Source organism: Burkholderia sp. BCC1996, from assembly GCF_905339955.1.
Taxonomy (GTDB): Bacteria; Pseudomonadota; Gammaproteobacteria; order Burkholderiales; family Burkholderiaceae; genus Burkholderia.
Genome location: NZ_CAJPHM010000039.1, coordinates 1 through 23,886 on the forward strand (window position 1 = coordinate 1; position 23,886 = coordinate 23,886).

Below are 23,886 nucleotides of genomic sequence, written 5' to 3' on the forward strand. Positions count from 1 at the left end.
CGTGCTGCTGCTCGTCGCCCGCCTCGTGCAGGGCTTCTCGACCGGCGGTGAATACGGCGGCGCCGCCACCTTCATCGCCGAGTTCGCGACCGACAGGCGCCGCGGCTTCATGGGCAGCTTCCTCGAGTTCGGCACGCTGATCGGCTACACGCTCGGCGCGGCCACCGTCGCGATCCTGACGGCGACGCTGTCGCAGGAAGCGCTGCTGTCGTGGGGCTGGCGCGTGCCGTTCTTCATCGCCGGCCCACTCGGCCTCGTCGGCCTGTACGTGCGGCTCAAGCTCGAGGAAACGCCCGCGTTCAGGAAGGAAGCCGAAGCGCGCGAAGCGGACGAACGATCGCGCCCGAAGCAGTCGTTCGGCACGCTGCTCGTCGAACAGTGGAAGCCGCTGCTGCAGTGCGTCGGCCTCGTGCTGATCTTCAACGTGACCGACTACATGGCGCTGTCGTACCTGCCGAACTACCTGTCGGCGACGCTGCACTTCAACGAAACGCACGGCCTGTTCATGGTGCTGCTCGTGATGGTGCTGATGATGCCGATGACGCTCTACGCGGGCCATCTGTCGGACCGGCTCGGCCGCAAGCCGGTGATGATGTTCGGCTGCGTCGGCCTGCTCGTGCTGTCGGTGCCCGCGCTGTTGCTGATCCGCACCGGCGGGATGCTGCCGGTGTTCGGCGGGATGCTGATCTACGGCACGCTGCTGTCGACCTTTACCGGCGTGATGCCGTCCGCGCTGCCCGCGCTGTTCCCGACGCGGATCCGCTACGGCGCGCTCGCGATCGGCTTCAACGTGTCGGTATCGCTGTTCGGCGGCACGACGCCGCTCGTCACCGCGTGGCTCGTCGATCGCACCGGCGACCTGATGATGCCGGCCTACTACCTGATGGGCGCATCGTTCATCGGCATCGTGTCGGTGCTCGCGCTGCGCGAGTCCGCACGCCGGCCGCTGCCCGGCTCCGCACCGTGCGTCGCGAGCCGTGCGGAGGCTCAGGACCTGATTCGCCGCGGTGCCGACGCGGGCCGCGTGCGCGACCGCCAGTTCACGCCGGTCGGCGAACGCGCATGACGCGGTAACGTCGCAGTGCCGCGGTCACGTCGCAACGCAAGTCGTTGCGTCGTCACGCGATGCCGCGCGGCGCCCGCCGCCGGCATCGCGTGCGGCGTTCAGCCCGCCGCGAGCTGCTGCTCGTCGAACCAGTCGAGCAGCGTCCGCGTGACGAACGCGGGATTCTCCAGGTTCGAGATATGGCCGGCGTCCGGCACCAGCGCATGGCGGCAGCCGATCACGCTCGCCATCTTCACCGTCTCCGACGGCGGGCGCGCCATGTCGCCCGCGCCGCACATCAGCAGCGTGCGTTCGGCATCCAGCCCGGCGAGTGCGGCGAGCGTATCCGGCCGCCCGAAGATCAGCCGGCCGAGCGGGACGATCGATTCCCGCAGCCGGTCGGCCGGCAGGTTCGCAAGCGCCGCGCGAAAGGCGCGCGGCACCGGGTCGGCCAGGTTCACGTCCGGCCGGAAGAACAGCGGCACGATCGCATCGAGCAGCGGCGGCGCGATGCAGCCGGCGGCGGCGATCGCATCGAGCATCCCGAAGTAGCGCAGCCGCGTCGCGTCGGGTTCGGCCTCGAGCGACGCGTCCATCAGCACGAGCGAGCGCACGCGCCGCGGTTCGCGCAACGCGAGCCGCGCGCCCCACATCCCGCCGACGCTCAGCCCCACGACCGCGCACTGCCCGATCTCCAGCGCATCGAGCAACGCGCTCGCGTGCGCGGCGAGATCGTCGAGCGTCTGCGTGCCGGCAGGCAGCGGGCCCGACGCGCCATGTCCCCACAGGTCCGGCACGATCACGCGATACCGGCTCGACAATGCGTCGATCTGCGGCGCCCACATCGCGGCATCCCACAGATAGCTATGCCCGAACAGCACCGGAAATCCGCTGCCGTGATCCTGGTAATGCAGGGTACTGCCATGAACGATGTGTGCGGGCATGTCGACTCCGGATGTCAATGCGGTGGGCGGTGAGCGGCGGCCCGGCAACGGGCGTCGCGATCCGCGGCGTTCTGCGACGAACGCGAAGCGGCGAATCATCGCACAGGTTGCCGCCGTTGCGGGTGACTGGCGCGCATGCCGCGACGCATCGCATCGCGCACTTGCGCCGCGCGGCCGGGACGACGCCGATCGCGCGACGCGACCGGCGCCGGTGCGGCCGCCGCGATGGCGCGCCACGCCGCGCGTGAAGCAACCGCCGACGTGACTGCGGCGCCGGACGACCTCGGTCGTCCGGCGCCGCGACGGGCGAAACGCGCGCTCAGAACACCGCGTGCCCGCTGATGAGGCTCGGCAGCCAGGTGGAGAAGAACGGCATGTACGTGACGATGTTGATCGCACTGAAGATCGCGAGGTAATACGGCCACGCCATCTTCGTCGTCTCGCCGATCGACACGTTGCCGATCGCGCAGCCGACGAACTGCACCGAGCCGATCGGCGGGTGCACGAGGCCGAGCGAGCAGTTCAGCAGCAGCATGATGCCGAACTGCACCGGCCCGACGCCGCATGCCATCGCGATCGGCAGGAACAGCGGCGTCGTGATCAGGATGTGCGCGGCCATGTCGACGAACGTGCCGAGGAACACCTGGATGATGTTGATGTACAGCAGCATCAGCCACGGCACGGCGGTCGACTGCTTCAGCAGCCCTTCGATCGCATCCGGAATCTCCAGGTACGACATCTGGAAGCGCAGCATGTTGGACACGGCGATCAGCAGCAGCACGACGCCCGTCGTGCGCGCCGCATGCGACAGCGCGCGCCGCAGCTTCTCGGCCGTCAGCGTCCGGTAGACGAGCGCGGTCAGCACGAGTGAGTACACGACGGCGATCGCGGCGGCTTCGGTCGCGGTCGCAATCCCCTTCGCGACACACACGAGAATGATCGCGATCACCATCAGGCCCGGCACCGCGCCGACGAAGCTGCGCAGCACCGCATACCAGCCCGGGAACGACGGCAGCGCCGACGAACCGTCCTCGCGGCGCGGATAGCCGTGGCGCACGGCCTGCCAGTATGCGGCCGCGAGCACGAAGCCCATCACCCACAGCACCGGCAGGAGGCCGGAGAACAGCAGGTCGCCGATCGACACGCCGCTCACCGGCTGGCCGTGCAGCATGCCCGTGATCCCCTGCGCGGCGAACGCGTAGATGATCATGTTGGTCGACGTCGGCATCAGCGCGCCGGCGAGCGACGCGTGGGTCGTCACGTTGACCGCGTAAGCCGCGCTGTAGCCTTCGCGCTTCATCAGCGGAATCACCACGCCGCCCATCGCGGAGGTATCGGCCGTCGGCGAACCCGACACGCCGCCGAACAGCGTGCACGCGACGACGTTGGCCATCCCAAGGCCGCCGCGGAAATGGCCGACGGTGGCCTGCGCGAAGCGCAGGATCCGGTCCGCGATGCCGCCGTGCAGCATCAGCTCGCCGGAGAAGATGAAGAACGGCACCGCGAGGAACGAGAACGCGTTCATCCCCGAGATCATCGCCTGCATCGCGGTCGCGATCGGCAGCCCTTCGACCAGGTAGGTCAGCACGCAGGAAATGCCGAGCGCGAACGAGACCGGTACGCCGAGCACGAGGAAAACCAGAAAACTGACGGACAGGATCGCGAGTTCCATGGCGTTATTGTCCCGACGAAGAACGACGAAGCGCGAGCAGGTGCTCGAGCGAGAAGAGGATGATGGCGATCGCCGCGGGAATCGTGATCAGGTAGCGCACGCCTTCGGGCAACCCGATGATCGGAATGCGGTCGCCCAGCGTCTCCGCGGCCATGCTGCCGCAGCCGACCATGATCGCGATCGCGAACGCGATCAGGCTCAGGTGCTGGATCGCGATCACCACGGTACGCGGGCCCGGCGACAGGCGCCGCACGAGCGAGTCGAGGCCGATGTGGCCGCCGTCGCGCACCTTCATCGCCGCGCCGAACATAGCGATCACGATCACCAGCAGCAGCGCGATCGGCTCGACGAAATCGGGCGCGTTCTCGAACGCGTAGCGCATCACGACCGCGTAGAACACCAGCACCGTGAGCGCCGCGAGACACAGCGACGCGACCACGGCCAGCGCGCGGAACAACAGGTCGTTCACGCAGCGCAGGCGCGGCGCCGCCGCATGCGGCCGGCACGGCGCCGCACCGTCCGCGGCCGCCGCGTCCGATGCGCCCACGGCCGCCGCGCCGTTCAGGGAAGCGCGACGGGTCACTTGGTGGCCTCGATCTCGTCGACGATCTGCTTCATCTGCGGCGTCTTCTCGTACTTCGCCCACAGCGGCTGCATCGCCTTCACGAATGCCGCGCGGTCGATCTGCGCGGCCGGCAGGATCTTCGCGCCGCCCTTCGTCACCGTCTGCTGCGCCGATGCCTCGCGCGCGGTCCACAGCTTCTGGTAGTACGGCACCGAATCGGCCGCGGCCTTCCTGATCGCGGCCTGTTCCTGCGGCGACAGCGTGTCCCAGATCTTCTTCGAGAACACCAGCACTTCCGGCGTCATCGCGTGCTGCGTCTCCGAGTAGTCGGGCGCCACCTCGAAGTGCTTGGTTTCCTCGTACGACGGCAGGTTGTTTTCCGCCGCATCGACGAGGCCCGTCTTCAGGCCCGTGTAGACCTCGGCGAACGGCATCGGCGTCGGCGTGCCGCCCATCGCCTTGATCTCGTCGACCATCAGGTCCGATGGTTGCACGCGCACCTTCAGCCCCTTCATGTCGGCCGGCGTGCGCACCGGGCGCTTCGCGTAGATCGAGCGCGCGCCGCTCTCGTAGAACGTCAGCGCGATCATCCCCTTCGCCGCGAACGCGTCGAGGATCTTCTGGCCGGCCGGGCCGTACATCGCCTTGCGGAAATGGTCGACGTCGCGGAACAGGAACGGAAACGACGGGATCAGCGACTCCGGCACGATCTCGTTGAACGACGCGCCGTTCACGCGCGCCATGTCGATCGCGCCGATCCGCACCTGGTCGACCGTGTCCTTCTCGGAGCCGAGCGCGCTGTTGCCGAACACCTTGATCGAGTCCTTGCCGCCCGTCAGCTTCGACAGCTCGTCGCCCATGTACTTGACCGCCATGTTGGTCGGGAAGCTGTCGCCGTGCACGTCCGCCGAGCGGAACACGCGGGCCTGCGCGGACACCGCGAAGCCGGCCATCAGCGCGACGGCCAGGGCGGTACGGGAGCGGGTGAATCGGTGCTTCATCGTCAGTCTCCTTGATGGTTGTTCGTCGTCTGGCGGTGATCCGGGCGGCTTGCGCATCAGTCGGGGCACGGCCTTCGCCGTATCGCAGTCATACGTTGTATGACGTGTGGAAGCGAATGTACGTCGGTTAATCGTTTAACTCACTTGGTGCATACCCTATAGGCGCTTCTGTAGAGGGTTTTCGGCGAGGCGAAGGGAAAAGCCTTCCTGTTCAGCGCGTAGCCGGCGAAACGTTTTCCGCAGATGAGGCCGCGTTTGAGCCGGCGCGGTGACGTGTCGTTTTCCGGAGCCGGATACTCGCTTTCGTTTCCATTTCTACAGTCATAGGATGACTGACTGCCGTCGGCGACGGCCGGTTCGACGTGGCCGCCGTCGTTGTAATGACGACGTGACGACGACGATGCCCCGCGGTCATACGGGGCGTCGCGTCATCGTTGCCGGCGTGCCTGCTCACGCGTGCTGGCGGCACCGCACATCGGCCGCGGCGCGTGCCGTCGCGGCAGGCACGCGCGATGCGCGCTTGCCGCGACATCGAAAACACGCAAGGAGGTGTGCGATGCAGACGACCAGAACGCCGGCGGGACAGCGTCAGGACACGCCGTTGAATCCGGGCGACGAAGGGCCGCCCGATGCGCCGGGCGTCGGCGAGGATCTATGCGGCGTGTGTCGCGGCACCGGGATGGTCGAAGGACAGCCATGCACGGTGTGCGGAGGGACGGGTAAGGTACTGCAGGGGATCGGCGGCGGCTAGACGGTCAAACGGAAGCGATGCGTGCAGGCCGCCTTCGGCGGCGTGCGGCGCCCGGACAGGCCACGGATCGAATGCGACCGCGCTACAACGCCGCGATTGACCGGAATCGGGTATCCGCGCGGCGCGCGGCGCGTGAAAGACCTCAACGCCCGAGCCGCCGGTCCCGCAGAAACGCATTCAACTCGCCGCCCGCATGCTCGATGTGACGCTTGAGCAGCGACGCCGCCGCGCGCGCATCGCCCTTGCGGCACAGCGCGACGAGCTCCGCGTGCTCCGATTCGGCCACGTCGCGCGCGGCCTCGGACAGCGACAACTGCACGCGCGTGTAGCGGTCGGTCTGCTGCAGCAGCGACGCGACGATCGCCGCCGTCTTCGGCTGGTCGGCGCGCGACAGCAGCAGATGATGCAGTTCGGTGTTCAGTTCGCCCCAGCGGCCGGACTGGCTCGCGTGCAGCACCGCGCTGTATTCGTCGAGGATCGCATCGAGCCGCGCGAAATCCTCGGCGGTCAGCTTCGGAATCGACTTTTTCAGCAGCACGGGCTCCAGCAGCGCGCGCAATTCGAACAGTTCGGTGATGTCCTCCGGCGACAGCTCCGACACGATCGCGCCCTTGTGCGGCAGGATCTTCACGAGCCCTTCACTCTCGAGCTGCACGAGCGCTTCGCGCAGCGGGATCCGGCTGATGCCGAGCTCGGTCGCCAGCGCATCCTGGCGAAGCTGGTAGCCGTCGACGTATTCCCCCGTCAGGATGCGGCGGCGCAGTTCATTCGCTGCGGCTTCGGCGCGCGTGGCGTAGACAAGAGCGGGGCGTTTCTCGTTCATGTTGCGGTTCGGACTGGGGATGGCGGTCAGGCAAGCGCCGACGCGGCGCTGGATATTGCATACTTTCTACGATATTAGCAGAGCGGCCTTGCGGGCGAGCGTCGGCGGTCGCCGCCACAGGCGACGTCGGCATCGACGTCCGGTGTTCCCGCAATACGGCCACCCGACGCTCACCGGCGCACTTTCTCGAAGTCGGCACGGCAATGAACCAGGCTGCGGCCGCGCGCTGATCGAGCACTCGCCCTAGCACAAGCGCTCGACGATCATGACGTCCGTGTCGTCCCGCGCCCGCAACATGAGCCACGTTTCATCGCGAACGGCAACGCCGTCGCGTTGCGCCAGCCTGATCGGCCCTACGTCCAGCCGGCCATGATCGACAACCAGATAAGCAGAACCGGGCATCGGCAACGCGTGCCGCAACGCAGTGCCTTCACGCAGCGTCGCGATTCGCACGCGTGCATCGGCATGAATGGGCAACGCGCCGGCGCGGACATCCTCCGGATCGCCGCTCGCCAGTGTCACGAATCGGCCCTCGCGACATCCGGGCGAACAGACTCGCGTCGCACAGCGCGGTGTACCGGCAGGTGTGCGCGGCCGCAGCCGGATCTGGAAGTGCCGCGCGGGCATATTCTCGTCGTTGCGCTCGGCGTGATGGATCGCCGTGCCGGCACTCGTCACGTGGACGGAATCGGCGACCAGACGCACGCGATTGCCCGCGTCGTCTTCATGCGTGATGGCGCCCGACCGCACCCACGTGACGATCTCGACGTCGCGGTGGGCATGCGGGCCAAGGCCCGAGTGCGGCGCGAACTCGACGTCGCTCAACATGTAGAGCGGACCGAGCGGCGCATCGCCGGCGCGCCCGGATTCGCCGATGCGGAAATGCTGGCGAATGTCGACACGGCCGCGCCGGATTGCGCCAAGCACGAGAAAAGGCCGATGTTCAATCATGACGGAGCCCGGTTCGAGCACGCCGGGCGCGGATCGCGATCGTCGCAGACGGCGTCTTCCGCACCCGCGCGCCGTGGCTGCACTCAGATCTGCTGCTGGCCGCCATCGACGAACAATTCGATGCCGTTCACGAAGCTCGCGTCGTCCGAGGCCAGGAACAGCGCCGCGCTCGCGATCTCGCCAGGCTCGCCGAGGCGCCCCATCGGGATCTGGGCCGCCAGATAATCGGCGAGCCCCTGGCGCTGCGCGGCATCGTCGCCGGCGAGATCGAGCAGGCCAGGCGTGCGGGTCGCGCCCGGGCTGATCGTGTTCACGCGGATGCCGCGCTCCTTGAGATCGAGAATCCAGCTGCGTGCAAAGGCCCGCACCGCTGCCTTCGAAGCCGAATACACGCTGAACGCCGCGGTGCCCGCGCTGCCCGCCGTCGAGCCGGTGAGAATCACCGAGGCACGCTCGGCAAGCAGCGGCAGCGCTTTTTGTACCGTGAACAGCACGCCCTTCACGTTGCGCTCGAAAGTGTCGTCGTAGTGTGCTTCGGTGATGCTGCCAAGCGGCAACATCGAGCCGCCGCCGGCGTTCACGAACAGCACGTCGAGGCGGCCCTGTTCTTCCTTGATCTGCGCATACAGCGCGTCGAGCTCATCGAGCTTGGTGGAATCCGAACGTACGCCGGTCGCCTTGCCGCCGGCTTCGCGAATGCCCTTTACGGCGGCATCGAGTTCGGCCTGTCGGCGACCCGTGAGATAGACGTGCGCACCTTCGGCCGCGAAGCGCTGGGCGGTGGCGAGACCGATGCCGCTGGTTGCGCCGGTGACGAGTGCGATCTTGTTGTCGAGTTTGCGTGCCATGGTATTGCTCCTTTCGTTGGATCGGTGTGGGTTGCGTTGCATCGCGTACTGCGATGTGAGGAGAATATCGACGGCCTCATCCTTTCGAAATAGAATTGATTGCAAACAAACGTTGCACAAATGAAAAGATGAGGAAAGATGGCTCAACTACCCGATTTCGAGGGGCTCGCGATGTTCGCGAAGGTGGCCGAGCACGGTTCGTTTGCCGCCGCGGCGCGCGCGACCGGCGTGTCGGTCGCGACCGTCTCGCGCGGCGTGGCCCGCCTGGAGGACCGGCTGGGCGCGCGGCTGTTCAATCGCACGTCGCGTCAGCTCTCGCTCACCGAGTTCGGCCGCACGATCAGCGAGAAAGCCGGCGAGATTTATCGCCAGGCCGAGGAGGCGGAAAGCTCGGCACGCGAAATGTCGGTGCGGCCACGCGGGCTGGTGCGTCTGGCCGTGCCGATGTCGTACGGGCTGCGCTGGGTCGCGCCGCTGCTGCCGGGCTTCTTTCGCGCGTATCCGGAAGTGTCGATCGACCTGCATCTGTCGGATGCGTCGGTCGATCTGGTCGCCGACGGGTTCGACGCCGCGCTGCGGATCGCCGCGCTTCCGGATTCGTCGCTGGTCGCGCGGCGGCTGTGCGCGGTGACGCAATTCGTGGTGGCGTCGCCGGAATATCTGACGCGTGAAGGACGGCCCGTCCATCCGCGCGAGCTGGCGGATCGTCCCTGTCTCTCGTACGCGTACCGCGCGCGTAGCGCCGTATGGCGCTTCACGAACGACGCAGGCGAAGAAGAGCCGGTGATGCCGGCGGGCCCGCTGCGCGTGACGAACGCCGATGCGCTGTTGCCCACGCTGCTCGCCGGACTGGCGATTGCCGAACTGCCCGAGTTCATCGCCGGCGATTACCTGGCCGACGGTCGTCTCGAAGCGATCCTGACCGACTGGTCGCTGACGAAGGGCGGCATTTACTTCGTCACGCCCTCGGCGCGCGCGCGGCCCGCGAAAGTCGCGGTGCTGTCGGATTATCTTGCCGAGCACCTTTCCGAGCCGACCTGGCGATGGCCAAAATGATGCGTCGGCGCGGTTGATCGGCCGGCGTTTCGTCATTGCATTCATGCAACGATGGTTTTCAAACAATTCCGTTTCGCAAATATTGTCCGGACCGTATTCTCCTTTCCACCGGCTGCACGACATCACGCCGCAAGCCGCCATGCAGTAGATGGCGACTGCGCTGACGACGCGCCTGCAATGAATCGCTTCCATTCACGCTTTTATCGAGCCGATCATGAACAACGCCAAACAACTGCTTTTCGCTTACCTCGAATCGATTCGCGATCCACGCGCGGCTGGCGCACTGTTTGCCGACGACGGTGTGCTGGAACTGCCGTATCTCAAGTCACTGGGTATCGACGCGCGTGCGCAGGGACCCGGTGCGATCGAAGCCTTCATTGCCTCGCTGCTCGCGAAAGTGCCGGATTTTGCGTTCAGAAATGTGCGGCTGCTGATCGAAACACCCGAGCAGGTATTCGCCGAATATGAAGTCGAAGCGCTCGTTCCATCGACGGGGAAAATCTATCGCCAGTTGTACGCAGGGCGGCTGGTGGCGCGCGACGGCAAAATCGTGCTGTTGCGCGAAGCACTGGACACGGTGGCCGCGGCACACGCATTCTCGGCGGCGCAACCCGCTTGACGACACGACGACGAACGGCCGCTCGAGCTATCGAAGCGGCCTGCCGATGTTGCATCCCGACCGGCGCTTCTGGCCGGTAGACGTCACCGTCATATAGAATGACGCGCTTTGCCCGCACGCCTATGTGGTTCAAGAATCTTCAGCTTCATCGTCTTCCGGCACCGTGGTCCGTTACCCCCGATCAGATGGAAGCATGGCTCGCGCCCCACGCGTTTCAGCCGGGCACCAGCGTCGAGATGCAGCGCTCAGGATGGGCGTCGCCGCGTGACGACGGCGCGCTCGTGTATTCGATCAACCGGCAGATGCTGCTGACGTTTCGCGCCGAAAAGAAGCTGCTCCCGGCGTCGGTCGTCAATCAGGTGACCAAGGCCCGGGCGCTTGAGGTCGAGGAGCAGCAGGGTTTCAAGGTCGGGCGAAAACAGCTGCGCGAACTCAAGGAGCAGGTGACCGACGAACTGCTGCCGCGCGCGTTCACCATTCGCCGCGATACTCGCGTGTGGATCGATACGGTGAACGGCTGGCTCGTCATCGATGCGGCCGCACAGGCACTTGCCGACGACGTTCGCGGCCTGCTCGTCAAATCGATCGATCAATTGCCGCTCGCCGGCGTCCAGGTGGCGCTGTCGCCGGTCGCCGCGATGACGGACTGGCTGCTGTCCGGCGAGGCGCCGGGCGGATTCACCGTGGACCAGGACGCCGAGTTGCGCTCGAGCGGCGAAGGTGGCGCCACGGTGCGATACGTCGGCCACGCGCTGGAAGCGAACGACATGCGCCGGCACATCGAGGCCGGCAAACAATGCATGCGCCTCGCGATGACCTGGAATGACCGCATCTCCTTCGTGCTGACGCCGTCGCTGACGATCAAGCGTGTCACGCCGCTCGACGTGATCAAGGAGGCGTCGGATCCCACCGCGCAGAACGACGACGAACGCTTCGACTCGGATGTCACGCTGATGACGGGTGAATTGGCGCGGATGTTGACCGATCTCGTCGATATCCTGGGCGGCGAGCGGCAAGACTCGGTTCAAATCGCGGCAGCAGCCTGAACCTCGTCGGCTGTCGAGGATCGTCGCCGCGCGACGGCGCGGCTTCGCGTTGACGCGACCTGTCGGGGAGGACCGTCGCCGCTCTGGCGGCGGGCGGGGTGCGGCTGCGCGCCGGCGAAGCGCAGCCTCACCGGGGAGCCTCTTGCCGTTCGGCCCGGCGGGCTCGGAAAGTCAGCGGACAAGCTATCCGAACACCCGGGCCCATACCGCCCGAAGGCGTCGCGCGCGGTCTTCGAACAGATATGAAGCCGCCAGCGTCAGGAGACCTGAAATCGCACCCGTCACGATGTGCTCGACATAGGGGATACGGTAGTGACTCGTGTGCGAGTAGGCGTCGCCCAACGTCGTCAGGACGCCGACGATCACCGCATTGCCGTATCGATGCGCGTAGAGTTTCGCCGCGGGCGTGAAGGTCAGCAGTACCGCCAGGAGTCCGGTAAACAGACCGGTATGAAATGCAATCGACCAGTGGGCGAGGCTCATGATGTTGCCCCAGCTCCCCGGCATGCAGGTCATGCACGCACTGGTCGGCTGCCAGAAGCGCTGGATGAACAGTCTGACGCGCTGCTTCCACTCGGTTGACATGACGCACTCCCATCAATGCCGTCGTCACGGCCGACGCCACCATACGTATCGTTGAAGCAGCTTCCAAATCCTTTGACGAGCCTGCCGCCCTCGCCGCGGACGGGTTGGCTATGCGCCGTGGAGGCCGAGCCATAACCTGGACATGGTGGGAATACTACTCCACGATTCGACGGCCGCCGTTTCGACCGGCACCGCACCGGTGCCTTCTCACGAAACCGGGAATCGCTGCGGATCGCGTACTGCAAATGCGCGCATCTTCAATCGACGGAAATCACCGAGCCATCGTGCAACCGCGCGTTCATCGACATGCATGCGCACGGGCGGTTGATCTGTCTATATATCAGGACTTCTTATTGAAAGTCTTGAGCGCCCTGCAATCCATTCGTGGCCTGCGCTTGCTGAAACCTGTCGCCGGGCGTATGGTTTATTTCTCTATCGCCCTTTTCCGGGAGATACCAAAATGGCTGCCATGCAATCCGCGGCCACGCCCCTCTCCGACGAGGAAGCCCGGCGCCAGTTGCGCCGCGCCGTCATCGCCAGCACGATTGGCACCACGATCGAATGGTATGACTTTTTCCTCTACAGCACGGTCACCGGCCTGGTCTTCGCAAAGCTGTATTTCCCCCAATCCCATCCACTCGTCGGCACGCTTCAGGCGTTCCTGATCTATGCCGTCGGCTTCGTCGCGCGGCCGGTCGGCGCGGCGATCTTCGGCCACTACGGCGATCGCATCGGCCGCAAGGCCACGCTGATCGTGACCCTGTTGCTGATGGGGCTCGCGACGTTCGCCGTGGCCTTCGTTCCGACCTACGCGACGATCGGCATCTGGGGCGCCGTTCTCCTCACGGTGCTGCGCTTCATCCAGGGCGTCGGCGTCGGCGGCGAATGGGGCGGCTCGGTCCTGATGTCGATGGAGTGGGCGCGCACCAATGCGCATCGCGGCTTCGTCGCGTCGTGGCCGCAGTTCGGCGTGCCGGCGGGATTGTTCCTCGCCAACCTCGCCGTGCTGGCCATGAGCTGGTTGTCCGGCGGCAGTTTTCTCACGTGGGGCTGGCGCGTGCCGTTTGTCCTCAGCATCCTGCTGGTCGCGATCGGGCTTTATATCCGCCTGAACATTCTCGAGACGCCGATCTTCGCGAAACTGCTGGCCGAGCGCCGGATCGAGAAGGCGCCGATGCTCGAAGTGCTGCGCAAGCAGCCGACGGATATCGTGCTGTCGGCGTTCGCGCGGATGGCCGAACAGGCGCCGTTCTATATCTTCACGGCGTTCGTGTTCACTTACGGGATCACGGCGCTGGGCGTCACGCGCGAGCTGCTGCTGACGGCGGTGCTGGTGGCGTCCGTGGTCGAATTCGTCACCATTCCGCTGTTCGGCCACGTGTCGGACCTGATCGGGCGGCGGCGGATGTACATGATCGGTGCGGTTTCCGTCGGTATATTCGGATTCCTCTACTTCGCGATGGTCGACAGCCGGAATCCGGCGTGGATCTTCGCGGCCATCGTGCTGTCGCTGGTCCCGCATTCGATGATGTACGGACCGCAGGCGGCATTGATCGCCGAGTCGTTTACCGGGCGGTTGCGGTATAGCGGTGCGTCGATGGGTTATCAGCTCGCTTCGGTCATTGCGGGCGGCCCGGCACCGCTGATCGCGACCGCGCTGTTTGCCTACTACCATTCGGGGTATGCGATCGCGGTGTACGTGCTGATATGTGCGGTGCTGAGCCTGGTCGCCGCATCGAAGCTCGGCGACTACACGAACAAGGATATTTCGCGGGAATACGACGACGCGCGAAGTCTGGAGGATCATGGCCACGCGCCGCCGCTGACCTGACGGGTTGGTCGGTTCGCTCGATGCATGGGACGACGAGCCGGCTGCCGGCCCGCTTTCCGCTCCCGGTCCCGATTCAGGCCAACGTGCGCGCCGGGAACGACACGACAACTGCTTGACCGCGGTCGATCACGCCCACGCCCGCTCAGCTGCGCCTCACTCACGGCTTGTGATCCCCGCGGGCGGCGCCCAGCGCTTCGAGCAATGGTCGGAGCGCATCGAGTTCCGCGCCGAAGCCGGCCCAATCCCCCGCCTTCAGCCGCTCGATCGCACGATCGTAATGGGCCAGCGCGTCGCGGGCGCGCGTATCCGCCGCGCCGCCGGCCGGCGCCGCCACCGGCCCCGGCCTCGTCTCCTTGAAGAGCGCCGCGAGCGCCTCGCTCAGGTTTTCCTCCATCGCGACGCGATCGCCATAGGCCGCGATCACCCGTTTCAACTCGGGCAACTGGCCGGACGACGCGCGCAGATAGAGCGGCGACACGTAGAGAATCGAGTGCTCGATCGGAACGACCACGAGATGTCCGCGGATCACGCGCGAGCCCATCTGGTTCCACAGCGAGATCTGCTGCGAGATTTCCGTGCTCTGCTGGATGCGCGCCTCGATCTGGTACGGCCCGTAGATCAGCTTTTCCTTGGGGAACGCGTAGACGATCAGCTTGCCGTACCCGGGCGGATCGCAACGCGCGGCCAGCCACGCGATCATGTTCTCGCGCTGGCTCGGCACCATCGGCAGCATGAGCACGAAGCCGGCCTGCGCATCGCCGGGCAGCCGCATGATCGTGTAGTACGGCGCCATCTGCCGGTTCGCGGCGTCGCCCCCGTCGATATCGCCGAGCGCACGAGGAAACTGCCAGAGGTCCTCGCGGTTATAGAACACTTCCGGTGCATCCATGTGATAAGCGCGGTAGAGGTTCGCCTGGATCAGGAACAGATCCTCGGGGTAGCGGATGTGCCGTTGAAGATCCTGCGGCATCGCGTCGAGCGGCTTGAACATGCCGGGGAAGATGCGCGCGTAAGTCCGCACCAGCGGATCGGCAGGATCACTGACGTAGAAGTCGACCGTGCCGTTGTACGCGTCGACCACCACCTTGACCGCGTTGCGAATGTAGTTGGCGCCATCGCCGGTGCCGGGCGGCGCATACGGAAACCACTGGCTGGTCGTATAGGCGTCCTGCATCCAGAACAGGCGTCCGTTGCTTGCCACGACATAGGGGTCGTGGTCGAGCGCGAGAAACGGTGCAATCGTGCGGATCCGGTCCCGGATGTTGCGGTGAAAGAGGATCCTGCTCTCGTTCGTGATGTAGTGCGTCAGCAGGATGTTGGGATCGCCGAACTGCCATGCGAACAGGCTGCGCCGCACCGCGCCGCCGATCGCGACACCATCGCGTCCGCTGTACGACGTGTAGACGTTGCTGTCCCCCTTCGGGTAGTCGAATTCGGGCACGCTGCCCTTCACGATCACATAGCCCTGCCCGCCTTCGCCGAAGTAGATGCGCGGTTCGTCGATCGCCGGCCCGCCATCGGCGACGGGCGGAATGTCGTGCAGATAGAGCGACGGCAAGCCTTCCGTGGATTTCTCCGTGACCGGCGACATCACGATGCCGTTGCCGTGGGTGAACAGCAGATGCAGGTTCACCCAGGTCCGGGCGTTCTCCGGCAGCATCGACTGCTCCAGTTCGCGCGCCGACAGCATGACCTGCCGGTAGCCGGAGTCGAGACGGTAGCGATCGATATCCACGGAAAAGAACTTGTAGTAAGTCCTGATCTCCTGCAACTGCGCATAGGTATCCATCAGCGGCTGCACATCCCACAGGCGGATATTGTCGACGGTCGCGCGATTGGCCTGCAGCGACGCGATGTTCAGGCCCTGCTCGGCCGCGAACGGCTTGACCTCGATCTGCGCGAGACCGTAAGCCTGCCTCGTCAACGCGATGTTGTGCTGGATATAGGGCGTCTCGAGCTGCAGCTCGCTCGGCTTGACGTAGAAGCGCTGGAACAGCGCGGGATAGACGATGCCGAGCGCGAACGACGTGCCGAACACGAGCAGCATCGCGGCGGCCGGCAACCGATAGCCGGGCCGGCGCAGGTTGACCAGCATCGCAACGGCCGACGCAACGGCGAGGCCGACGAGCAGCCACAGCACCGGCAGCATCACGTGGATATCCGTATAACCGGCGCCGACCACGACCCCGTTGTTGTCGTAGAGCAGCAGAAAGCGTTCGAGCCACCAGGACCAGGCTTTCAGCAGGAAGAACAGTGCCAGTAGCGCCGACCCGTGAACCGCGGCGGCCGACGAAAGCCCCTTCGGCGGGCGGAGCATGATGTCGCCGCGCAGCCAGTAGACGCCGCCCGCGACGATCGCGCAGCAGACGACCAGTTGCAGCAGCAGGTTCTTCAGCAGGATCCAGACGGGCAGCGCGAACAGATAGAAACCGATGTCCTTGCCGAAGATCGGATCGCGCGCGCCGAACGGCACCCGCTGCAGGAAACGAAGCGCGACATCCCAGCTCGACATCGCACCGGCGGCGATCGCAAGCCCGAGAAAGACGGCACCCGCGGCGATGACCGCGCGCCAGGGAATGCGCGACGCGACCTCCCCCGCCAGCGCCCGCAGGACATCCTCCGCACGCGTCGACGAAGCGTCCGCTACCTGCCAGACATCGACGGGCCTGGCATGACGATGCGCGAGCCACCCCGACGCGCCGATCGCGGCCGCCGACACGGCGAACACCGCGACGAACAGCAGCACCCTCGCGGACAGGATCGTCCAGAAGACGCCGGCATAGCCGATCGACGCGAACCAGAGCCAGTCGACCAGGAGACCGGTGACGCGCCCGACGACGATCAGGCAGGCGACGACGATTGCAGCCGCGATCCCGTAGCGTCTCAGGCGTGGGACGGACGTTGCTTGCGAGCGCATCGAGGCTCCTTTGCCGGGCCGTCATAGGTGGCCGGCTGCGGCCGGACCAGGCGTGCCGCCGATCAGGCAGTGAGCATCGCGACCGGCCGCATGTCTGAATGCTACGCCCGTTGCCGACACGTCGCCATTCGACGGCATGCGCGACAGCACCGGGAACGAGCGAACGCAGTGCAGTGCGCTACGACAGATTCGATCCCCCCTCGACAAGCACCCGTCGATGGCCGCTGCCGGGCGCAATCAGTGACGACCGTAGTGAACCGAACGCCGGCCGTCTTCCCCGCGCTCCCCGGAAATCCTCGATGAACCACAAAAAAGGCCACCCTCGCGGGTGGCTTCCGTGCGTGCAATCAGTCGTCGATCACTCGCCTCACACGTGCGTGCGCCGACTCGCCTCCGCATCGACCTCGCGCAGCGACTTGCCGCGCGTTTCCTTCGCAAGCCCGACGCACACGATCGAGATCAGCGCGGCCGCGACGAGATACAACGCGATCGGCGTCGACGAGTGATAGCGCTCGAGCAGCGACAGCCCGATCAGCGGCGCAAGCGAGCCGGCCATCAACGGCGCGACCTGGTAGCACAGCGACAGCGCGGTATAGCGCACGTTGGTCGGGAACATCTCGGTCATCAGCGCCGAATACGGCGAGTACGTCATCGATTCGATGAACAGGCCGAGCACGATCGCGGCCATGATGATCCGGTCGTTGCCGGTATCCATCATCGGGAACGCGACGAAGCCCCAGCCGGCGGTCAGCACGGCGCCCGTCAGATACACGGGCTTGCGCCCGACGAGATCCGACATCAGCCCCATCAGCGGGATGAAGAAGAAGTGAATCGCGTTGGCGGCGAACATCAGCTTCAGGATCCGCGTGGTGTCGAAGCCGACGAGCAGCTTCAGGTAAGTCAGCGAGAACGTGACGACCATGTAATACAGGATGTTCTCGGCGAACCGCGCGCCGATGCCGATCAGCACCTGCCGCCAGTGATACTTGAGCACGTGGCCCACGCCGAGCTGCTTTTCCTGCTTCTGCGCGCGGCGCGCCTGCGCTTCCTTGAAGATCGGCGCATCGTCGACCTTGCGGCGAATCCAGAAACCGATCAGCACGACCACCGCCGAGAACCAGAATGCCGCGCGCCAGCCCCACGCCAGGAAGTCGGCCTCGGACAGCGAGCTCGACAGCACCAGCAGGATGATGGTCGCGACGAGGTTGCCGGCCGGCACGCCGGCCTGCGGCCAGCTGGCCCAGAAGCCGCGGCGGTTGTCCGGGCTGTGTTCGCTGACCAGCAGGATCGCGCCGCCCCACTCGCCGCCGAACGCGAAGCCCTGGATCAGGCGCAGCGACACCAGCAGCACCGGCGCCCAGTAGCCGATCGCATCGAAGGTCGGCAGGCACCCCATCAGGAAGGTCGTGACGCCGACCACGATCAGGCTCACCTGCAGCAGATACTTGCGGCCGAACTTGTCGCCGTAGTAACCGAACACCAGCCCGCCGATCGGGCGCGCGGCGAATCCCACCGCATACAGCGCGAACGCGGCGAGCAGGCCGTCGATCGGGTTGCCGGTCTTCTTGAAGAAGTGCGTGCCGAACACCAGCGCCGACGCCGTTCCATACAGGAAGAACTCGTACCACTCCGCCACCGAGCCGACCATCGACGCCGCGACGACCCGCTTCAATTCCCGCTTCGACGCCGTGTCCTGCACGGCTGCTGCACTACCGGGCGAGACTGCCTCGCCGACCTGACTTGTCATCTCCGTATCTCCTCTCGTTGTCTTCCATTTCCCTTGGCGGGCCGGGTTCGCGCGTAAGCACGTCGAAAGATTTTATACAATATCCAATACACAATCCACGCAATCTCAAAAAAGCTTTCGGCAGAAATGCGACACGCCGGGCGGCATCCGGCCGTCAGGTTCCGAGCCGGCGAGCGCGATGTTTCTGGTCAGAGGAAAGTACGGCAGGGACTTGTCTACGGGACGCTGACCGCGGCTCGCGGGCCGACGGGCGGGGCGTTGCGTGAATTTTCCGGTGTCGACGGGATCGTCCGTCGCCCCCGCCCAAAGCCGCGGCGGCGCGGTTCGTCACCCTTCCCGCGGCTCCGGCACGACGACCTTCGTCACGCCCTTTTTATTTTATATTGTATAAAATATGCGGACTGGCTAGAATGACTTCCGTCGATGGCTGACTCTCGGGCGAAACCGGAGGCAACGTTTCGGCACCGAGGCAAACAAGAGGCGGCCAGCCGCCGTCCGGATCGCATGCAGCACCGACGAGACGGCGAGCGCGCGTACAGCCCAGGTTGCCAGCAATGGCAGTTGACCCTATCTGATTGTGAGGAAACGAGATGAGCGACAACATTTTTACCGGCACCATTCCGGCCCTGATGACGCCGTGCACCGCTGACCGTCAGCCGGATTTCGACGCGCTGGTGAAGAAGGGCAAGGAACTGATTGCACTCGGCATGCGCGCGGTGGTGTACTGCGGCTCGATGGGCGACTGGCCGCTGCTGACCGAAGCGCAGCGCCAGGAAGGCGTCGCGCGCCTGGTCGAAGCCGGCGTCCCGACGATCGTCGGCACCGGTGCGGTGAACTCGAAGGAAGCCGTGTCGCACGCCGCGCATGCCGCGAAGGTCGGCGCACACGGCCTGATGGTGATCCCGCGCGTGCTGTCGCGCGGCGCGTCGCCGGCGGCCCAGAAGGCGCACTTCGCCGCGATCCTGAACGCCGCGCCGAACCTGCCGGCCGTGATCTACAACAGCCCGTACTACGGCTTCGCGACCCGCGCCGACCTGTTCTTCGAACTGCGTCGCCAGCACCCGAACCTGATCGGCTTCAAGGAATTCGGCGGCGCCGCCGACATGCGCTACGCAGCCGAGAACATCACGTCGCAGGACGACAGCGTGACGTTGATGGCCGGCGTCGACACGCAGGTCTTCCACGGCTTCGTGAACTGCGGCGCCGCAGGCGCGATCACCGGTATCGGCAACGCGCTGCCGCGCGAAGTGCTGCAACTGGTCGACCTGTGCAAGAAGGCCGCGCAAGGCGACGCAGTGGCGCGCGTGCGTGCGAAGGAACTGGAAGCGGCGCTGGCCGTGCTGTCGTCGTTCGACGAAGGCTGCGACCTGGTCCTGTTCTACAAGCACCTGATGGTGCTGAACGGCGACAAGGAATACACGCTGCACTTCAACGAAACCGACGCCCTGAGCGACGCGCAGCGCAACTACGCGGAAGCGCAGTACACGCTGTTCCGCAACTGGTACGCGAACTGGTCGAAGAGCATCGCGTAAGCGCGTTCGCACGAAACCGTTCGGTACGCAGCCATGAAACGGCTGCGTGACGACAAGGAAAAGCCACGGAGCATTCCGTGGCTTTTTTCATTCGCGCTGCGCGCTGCAACCGCGCGCCTGCTGGATCAGTGCTGCTGCACGGCCGCCCCGCTCGCGCGCTCCTGTTCCGTGATCTCCGTGCGGCAATGGCCGATCATGTACAACGCACCGGCCGCGGCGAGCGCCGGCACCGCCAGCAGGCTGAACACGTCGCCGAAGTGCCAGCCGAGCCCCATCAGCATCGCGCCGGCGAACGCACCGGCCACGCCGCCGATTCGTCCGATGCCGAGCATCCATGCCACGCCCGTCGCGCGGCAGCGCGTCGGATACAGGCTCGCCGCATAGGCCGACATCGACGTCACCGCGCTCGTCACCACGGTGCCGCACAGGAAAATCAGCGTGCCGAGCCATGCGGCATGCCCGATCGTGCGGCTCGCCACGAGCACCAGCAGCGCCGCCACGACATACGCGCAGACGATCGTCCGGTTCGGATTGAAGCGGTCCATCAGCCATCCGGCGCCGAGGTTGCCGAGCACGCCGCCGAGCGGGAACAGCGAGGTCATCAGCGCGCCGCCTTCGGCGCTGAAACCGGCGTCGCGAAGCAGCGTCGGCATCCAGTTGGTCAGCAGGTAATAGATCAGCAGTCCCATGAAATAGGCCGCCCACAGCATCAGCGTGCGCGAACGGAACTGCGCGGATACGACCTGCGCGAGCGCGGACGCCCCGCCCGTTTGCGCTCGCGCGCCGGCGGCCACGAACGTGCAGTCGTCGAAGCGCTCGCGCGGTGCGATCCGCGCGAGGATGCGCGCGATGCGCGCATGCGTGCCCGGTCGCGCCGCGAGATACTGCGCGGACTCGGGCAGCAGCATCACGAGCGCGACCGCCAGCGCGAGCGGCCCGATGCCGCCCGCGGTCAGCACGCTTTGCCAGCCGAAATGGGGAATCAGCCATGCGGACGTGACGCCTCCCACCGCAAGCCCGCACGAGAAACCGCAGAACATCGCGTTGACGGCCACACCGCGGATCCGGGCCGGCGCGTACTCCGACATCAGCGTGACGGCGTTCGGCATCGCCGCACCGAGGCCGAGCCCGGTCAGGAAGCGGAATGCAGTCAACGCTTCGATCGACTGCGCATGCGCGGACACCATGCTCCACGCGCCGAAACACGCGACCGACAGCACGAGCACGGTCTTGCGGCCGAGCCGGTCCGCGCACGGGCCGGCGGCGAGCGCGCCGATGCCGAGCCCGGCCAGCGCCGCGCTCATCACCGGGCCGAGCGCGCTGCGCGCGATGCCCCAGTCGTGTGTGAGCGCGGGTGCGATGAAGCCGATCGCGGCCGTGTCGTAGCCGTCGGCGGCCACGACCAGGAAGCACAGGATCAGGATCAGCCACTGACAGGGGGAAAAGCGCTCGGCGTCGATGAACGACTGCACGTCGAGCGTACGCGTGGGGGTTTTCATCGTATGTCTCCTTCGGTCCGGTCGCACGACGGTGCCGATGCACCGCCCGCGCGGACCTGTTCATGGTCATGGTTTCGTCGTGAATCCGGCGCCCTTGCAGGCCGGCGAACGCGACGCGACAGCCCGTGGCGGCCAACCGCATCGCGCATGCCCGGCCGATGCCGTCCGCGCCGCCCGTGACGATCGCCACGCGAGCGGGGTGTCGTCCGTGTCGGGTCCGGGTTTCATCGTCATCGGCTCAGCGCGTCAGGTACGCGAGGCTCGGGAGCTCGACGCGGCGGATGATGCGGCTCTCCTGCGCGACGATCAGGTGGCCGGACGCCTGCAGATACGCGGGCCAGTCCGGATCGGCATCGCGCGCGGTGCGCCGCGCGTCGTAGTCGGCGATGCTGTCGTAGCCCCACAGATGGACGACCTGGTTCAACGCGCCGATGTCGCTCATGTAGAAGCCGACGGGCGCGCCGAGATACTTGACCTGGATCGGCATCGCGAGCCGGTCGAAGATCTCGATGAACTCCGCCATGCCGCGCGGGCGGATCGTATAGATGCGATGGTCGATGAAGGCTTTCGCGGTAGTCATGGTCGGCTCCGGGTTCAGGCGGTCGCGCGCGCGGCGGCGGGTGGCGTCGGCTCGGCGGCCGATGATGTCGGCTCGGCAAGATCGAGTCGGTCACGCAGATCGGGCAGGTCGCCAAGATCGGCCAGCCCCACGATATGGCGTGCGCTCAGATAGCCGAACGTCATGATCGGCCCGAGCGTGATCCCCGCGCCCGGATAGTTGCCGCCCATGATGCTGGCGCGATCGTTGCCGACCGCATACAGGCCGGCGATCGGCCGGTCGTCGGCGGCGAGCACCTGGCCGACCACGTTGGTCCGGATGCCGTCGAAGGTGCCGAGGTCACCCATCACGACCTTCAGCGCGTAATACGGCCCGTCGCCGAGCGGCGCCACGCACGGATTCGGACGATGGTCGGCGTCGCCGAGATAACGGTTGAACGACGTCGTGCCGCGGCCGAATTCGGGATCCTCGCCGCGCGCGGCTTCGCGGTTGTAGCGTCGCACGGTCGCTTCCAGATTCGCCGCATCGAGGCCGGCGCGCTGCGCGAGTTCGGCCAGCGTGCGCCCCTGCACGAGATAGCCGTTGCGCAGCAGCGGCCCGAGCGGCACGGGTGCGGGTTTCGCGAAGCCGAGCCCGTATTTGCGGATCGTCGCGTGATCGCACACGAGCCACATCGCCGTCTCGGTCTCACCTTGGCATGCTGCGATCATCGCGGCGCCGACGTCGTGATACGAATTCGATTCGTTCGTGAAACGCGTGCCGCGGCGGGTCACGCCGATGACGCCGGGCTTGTAGCGATCGAGCAGATGCGGAAACACACCGAAGCGGCCGTCGCCGAGCGGCACGCGCGAGACGGGCATCCATGCGGCCGGTTGCGGACAGCGGATCTCGACGCGGCCGCCCGCGCGCTCGGCGAGCGTCGCGCCGTCGCCGGTGTTGCCGGCCGGCACCGGCGATACATGCTCGCCGCCGCGCGCAACGTGCGGATAAGCACGCGCGATGCGCGCGACGTCGTGCGAGAAGCCGCCGCTCGCGAGCACGACCGCGCGGCGCGCGGTGATGCGATACGTCGCGCCGTCGGCCCCGACCGTTGCGCCGGCGATGCGCGCGCCGTCCGCGACGAGTTCGCGTGCGGGCGTGTTCGTCAGGATCGGAATGCCGAGATCCAGCGCGGACTTCGCGAGGCGCGCAGCGAGCGCGTTGCCGCTCGTGATCTGCACGCCGCGCCGGTACAGCGCGAGATCCTTCAGATGCGCGGCAAGCCGCTTCGTCACGTACCACGCCGACCGAAGCGAGCGCGTCGCGTTGAAGAAGTGCTTCAGGTCCGCATTCGACGAATTGAACATCATCCCGATGAACGTGATCGTCTTCAACGGCGGACGCAGGCGCTCGAGATCGCGCCCGAGCCCGCGCGCATCGTACGGCGCGGCGACGACCGAGCGGCCGATGTCGACGCCGCCGGGCATGTCCGGGTGATAGTCGGGATACAGCGTCGGCACGAATTTCACGTCCGTCTCGCGCTCGAAGAAATCGAGCATGCGCGGGCCGTGCTCGAGAAACGCGTCGATCGCCGCATCGTCGTAGAACGCGCCCGTCTCGCCGCGCAGATACGTGCGGGCCGCATCGCGCGTATCCTGCACGCCGTTTGCGCGTGCATGGCGATTGCCGGGGATCCACAGCACGCCGCCGGAAAACGCGGTCGTGCCGCCGAAACATGCTTCCTTCTCGACGACGATCACGTCGAGCCCCGCCTTGCGCGCGGTAATGGCGGTGGACAAGCCGCCCGCTCCCGAGCCGATCACGAGCAGATCGCACGTGACGTGCTTCGAACGCTGCTGATCGTTCATCATGTCTTCCTCCGTCTCTTGAATAACTGTGCGTCGCCGGGCTCGCGC

General features: G+C 66.3%; 20 protein-coding genes and 1 pseudogene. 7 read left to right on the plus strand and 14 right to left on the minus strand.

Annotation, left to right across the window (positions count from 1 at the left end; genetic code table 11):
- Positions 1–1,066 (plus strand): MFS transporter (locus tag U4Z64_RS34270; protein ID WP_321822342.1); only part of this gene is annotated, 1,066 nt, incomplete at its 5' end.
- Positions 1,067–1,164: 98 nt separating this feature from the next.
- Here U4Z64_RS34270 and U4Z64_RS34275 read toward each other — a convergent pair.
- From U4Z64_RS34275 to U4Z64_RS34290, 4 genes are all read right to left on the minus strand, one after another.
- Complete coding sequence (locus U4Z64_RS34275) at positions 1,165–1,989, minus strand: alpha/beta fold hydrolase (protein ID WP_321822343.1); 825 nt, start codon at positions 1,987–1,989, stop codon at positions 1,165–1,167.
- A gap of 319 nt (positions 1,990–2,308) precedes the next feature.
- Entirely contained in the window at positions 2,309–3,661 is a 1,353-nt protein-coding gene (locus U4Z64_RS34280; RefSeq protein WP_321822344.1) for a TRAP transporter large permease, read from the minus strand.
- 4 nt (positions 3,662–3,665) lie between these two features.
- Positions 3,666–4,244 (minus strand): TRAP transporter small permease, encoded by a 579-nt coding sequence (locus U4Z64_RS34285; protein WP_321822345.1) that lies wholly within the window; start codon positions 4,242–4,244, stop codon positions 3,666–3,668.
- On the minus strand, positions 4,241–5,227 hold the full coding sequence (locus U4Z64_RS34290) for a TRAP transporter substrate-binding protein (protein WP_321803815.1): 987 nt from the start codon (positions 5,225–5,227) through the stop codon (positions 4,241–4,243). The genes U4Z64_RS34285 and U4Z64_RS34290 overlap by 4 nt, the downstream gene beginning before the upstream one ends.
- Positions 5,228–5,783: 556 nt before the next feature.
- On the opposite strand from U4Z64_RS34290, the gene U4Z64_RS34295 reads away from it, so the two are divergent.
- A complete protein-coding gene (locus U4Z64_RS34295) occupies positions 5,784–5,978 on the plus strand; it encodes a hypothetical protein (protein ID WP_321822346.1) in 195 nt (64 codons plus the stop codon).
- 142 nt (positions 5,979–6,120) lie between these two features.
- Here the strand turns inward: U4Z64_RS34295 and U4Z64_RS34300 are convergent, their stop codons facing one another.
- From U4Z64_RS34300 to U4Z64_RS34310, 3 genes are all read right to left on the minus strand, one after another.
- Positions 6,121–6,801 (minus strand): GntR family transcriptional regulator, encoded by a 681-nt coding sequence (locus tag U4Z64_RS34300; RefSeq protein ID WP_044847167.1) that lies wholly within the window; start codon positions 6,799–6,801, stop codon positions 6,121–6,123.
- 243 nt (positions 6,802–7,044) lie between these two features.
- Positions 7,045–7,752 (minus strand): pirin family protein, encoded by a 708-nt coding sequence (locus tag U4Z64_RS34305; RefSeq protein ID WP_321822347.1) that lies wholly within the window; start codon positions 7,750–7,752, stop codon positions 7,045–7,047.
- A gap of 83 nt (positions 7,753–7,835) precedes the next feature.
- Entirely contained in the window at positions 7,836–8,600 is a 765-nt protein-coding gene (locus tag U4Z64_RS34310; protein ID WP_124489416.1) for an SDR family NAD(P)-dependent oxidoreductase, read from the minus strand.
- A 138-nt stretch (positions 8,601–8,738) separates the two neighbouring features.
- Here U4Z64_RS34310 and U4Z64_RS34315 point away from each other — a divergent pair, with 138 nt between their 5' ends.
- From U4Z64_RS34315 to U4Z64_RS34325, 3 genes are all read left to right on the plus strand, one after another.
- Positions 8,739–9,656, plus strand: a complete 918-nt coding sequence (locus U4Z64_RS34315) for a LysR family transcriptional regulator (protein ID WP_321822348.1) — start codon at positions 8,739–8,741, stop codon at positions 9,654–9,656.
- Positions 9,657–9,870: 214 nt separating this feature from the next.
- Positions 9,871–10,275 (plus strand): nuclear transport factor 2 family protein, encoded by a 405-nt coding sequence (locus U4Z64_RS34320; RefSeq protein ID WP_321822349.1) that lies wholly within the window; start codon positions 9,871–9,873, stop codon positions 10,273–10,275.
- Positions 10,276–10,397: 122 nt separating this feature from the next.
- Positions 10,398–11,321, plus strand: a complete 924-nt coding sequence (locus tag U4Z64_RS34325; protein ID WP_321822350.1) for a recombination-associated protein RdgC — start codon at positions 10,398–10,400, stop codon at positions 11,319–11,321.
- A gap of 183 nt (positions 11,322–11,504) precedes the next feature.
- Here the strand turns inward: U4Z64_RS34325 and U4Z64_RS34330 are convergent, their stop codons facing one another.
- Positions 11,505–11,906, minus strand: a complete 402-nt coding sequence (locus U4Z64_RS34330) for a hypothetical protein (RefSeq protein ID WP_124489393.1) — start codon at positions 11,904–11,906, stop codon at positions 11,505–11,507.
- A 460-nt stretch (positions 11,907–12,366) separates the two neighbouring features.
- On the opposite strand from U4Z64_RS34330, the gene U4Z64_RS34335 reads away from it, so the two are divergent.
- On the plus strand, positions 12,367–13,737 hold the full coding sequence (locus U4Z64_RS34335; protein ID WP_321822351.1) for an MFS transporter: 1,371 nt from the start codon (positions 12,367–12,369) through the stop codon (positions 13,735–13,737).
- A 157-nt stretch (positions 13,738–13,894) separates the two neighbouring features.
- Here U4Z64_RS34335 and U4Z64_RS34340 read toward each other — a convergent pair whose 3' ends face one another.
- Together U4Z64_RS34340 and abaF are read right to left on the minus strand one after the other, a co-directional pair.
- Entirely contained in the window at positions 13,895–16,654 is a 2,760-nt protein-coding gene (locus U4Z64_RS34340; RefSeq protein WP_321822352.1) for a UPF0182 family protein, read from the minus strand.
- Positions 16,655–17,021: 367 nt separating this feature from the next.
- A complete protein-coding gene (gene abaF, locus U4Z64_RS34345; RefSeq protein ID WP_321822353.1) occupies positions 17,022–18,401 on the minus strand; it encodes a fosfomycin efflux MFS transporter AbaF in 1,380 nt (459 codons plus the stop codon).
- Positions 18,402–18,991: 590 nt separating this feature from the next.
- Between abaF and U4Z64_RS34350 the strand changes: the two genes are divergently transcribed.
- Positions 18,992–19,933, plus strand: coding sequence for a dihydrodipicolinate synthase family protein (locus U4Z64_RS34350; protein WP_124523839.1), 942 nt, complete (start codon positions 18,992–18,994; stop codon positions 19,931–19,933).
- 125 nt (positions 19,934–20,058) lie between these two features.
- Here the strand turns inward: U4Z64_RS34350 and U4Z64_RS34355 are convergent, their stop codons facing one another.
- The 4 genes and pseudogenes from U4Z64_RS34355 to U4Z64_RS34370 form a co-directional block, all read right to left on the minus strand.
- Positions 20,059–21,432, minus strand: coding sequence for an MFS transporter (locus tag U4Z64_RS34355; RefSeq protein ID WP_321822354.1), 1,374 nt, complete (start codon positions 21,430–21,432; stop codon positions 20,059–20,061).
- Between the two features lie 91 nt (positions 21,433–21,523).
- Positions 21,524–21,622: pseudogene (locus U4Z64_RS34360) on the minus strand (SDR family NAD(P)-dependent oxidoreductase); the annotation flags it as partial.
- Between the two features lie 48 nt (positions 21,623–21,670).
- Positions 21,671–22,012, minus strand: coding sequence for an NIPSNAP family protein (locus U4Z64_RS34365; RefSeq protein ID WP_321822355.1), 342 nt, complete (start codon positions 22,010–22,012; stop codon positions 21,671–21,673).
- A gap of 14 nt (positions 22,013–22,026) precedes the next feature.
- Positions 22,027–23,838 (minus strand): FAD-dependent oxidoreductase, encoded by a 1,812-nt coding sequence (locus U4Z64_RS34370; protein ID WP_321822380.1) that lies wholly within the window; start codon positions 23,836–23,838, stop codon positions 22,027–22,029.
- Positions 23,839–23,886: the final 48 nt, after the last annotated feature.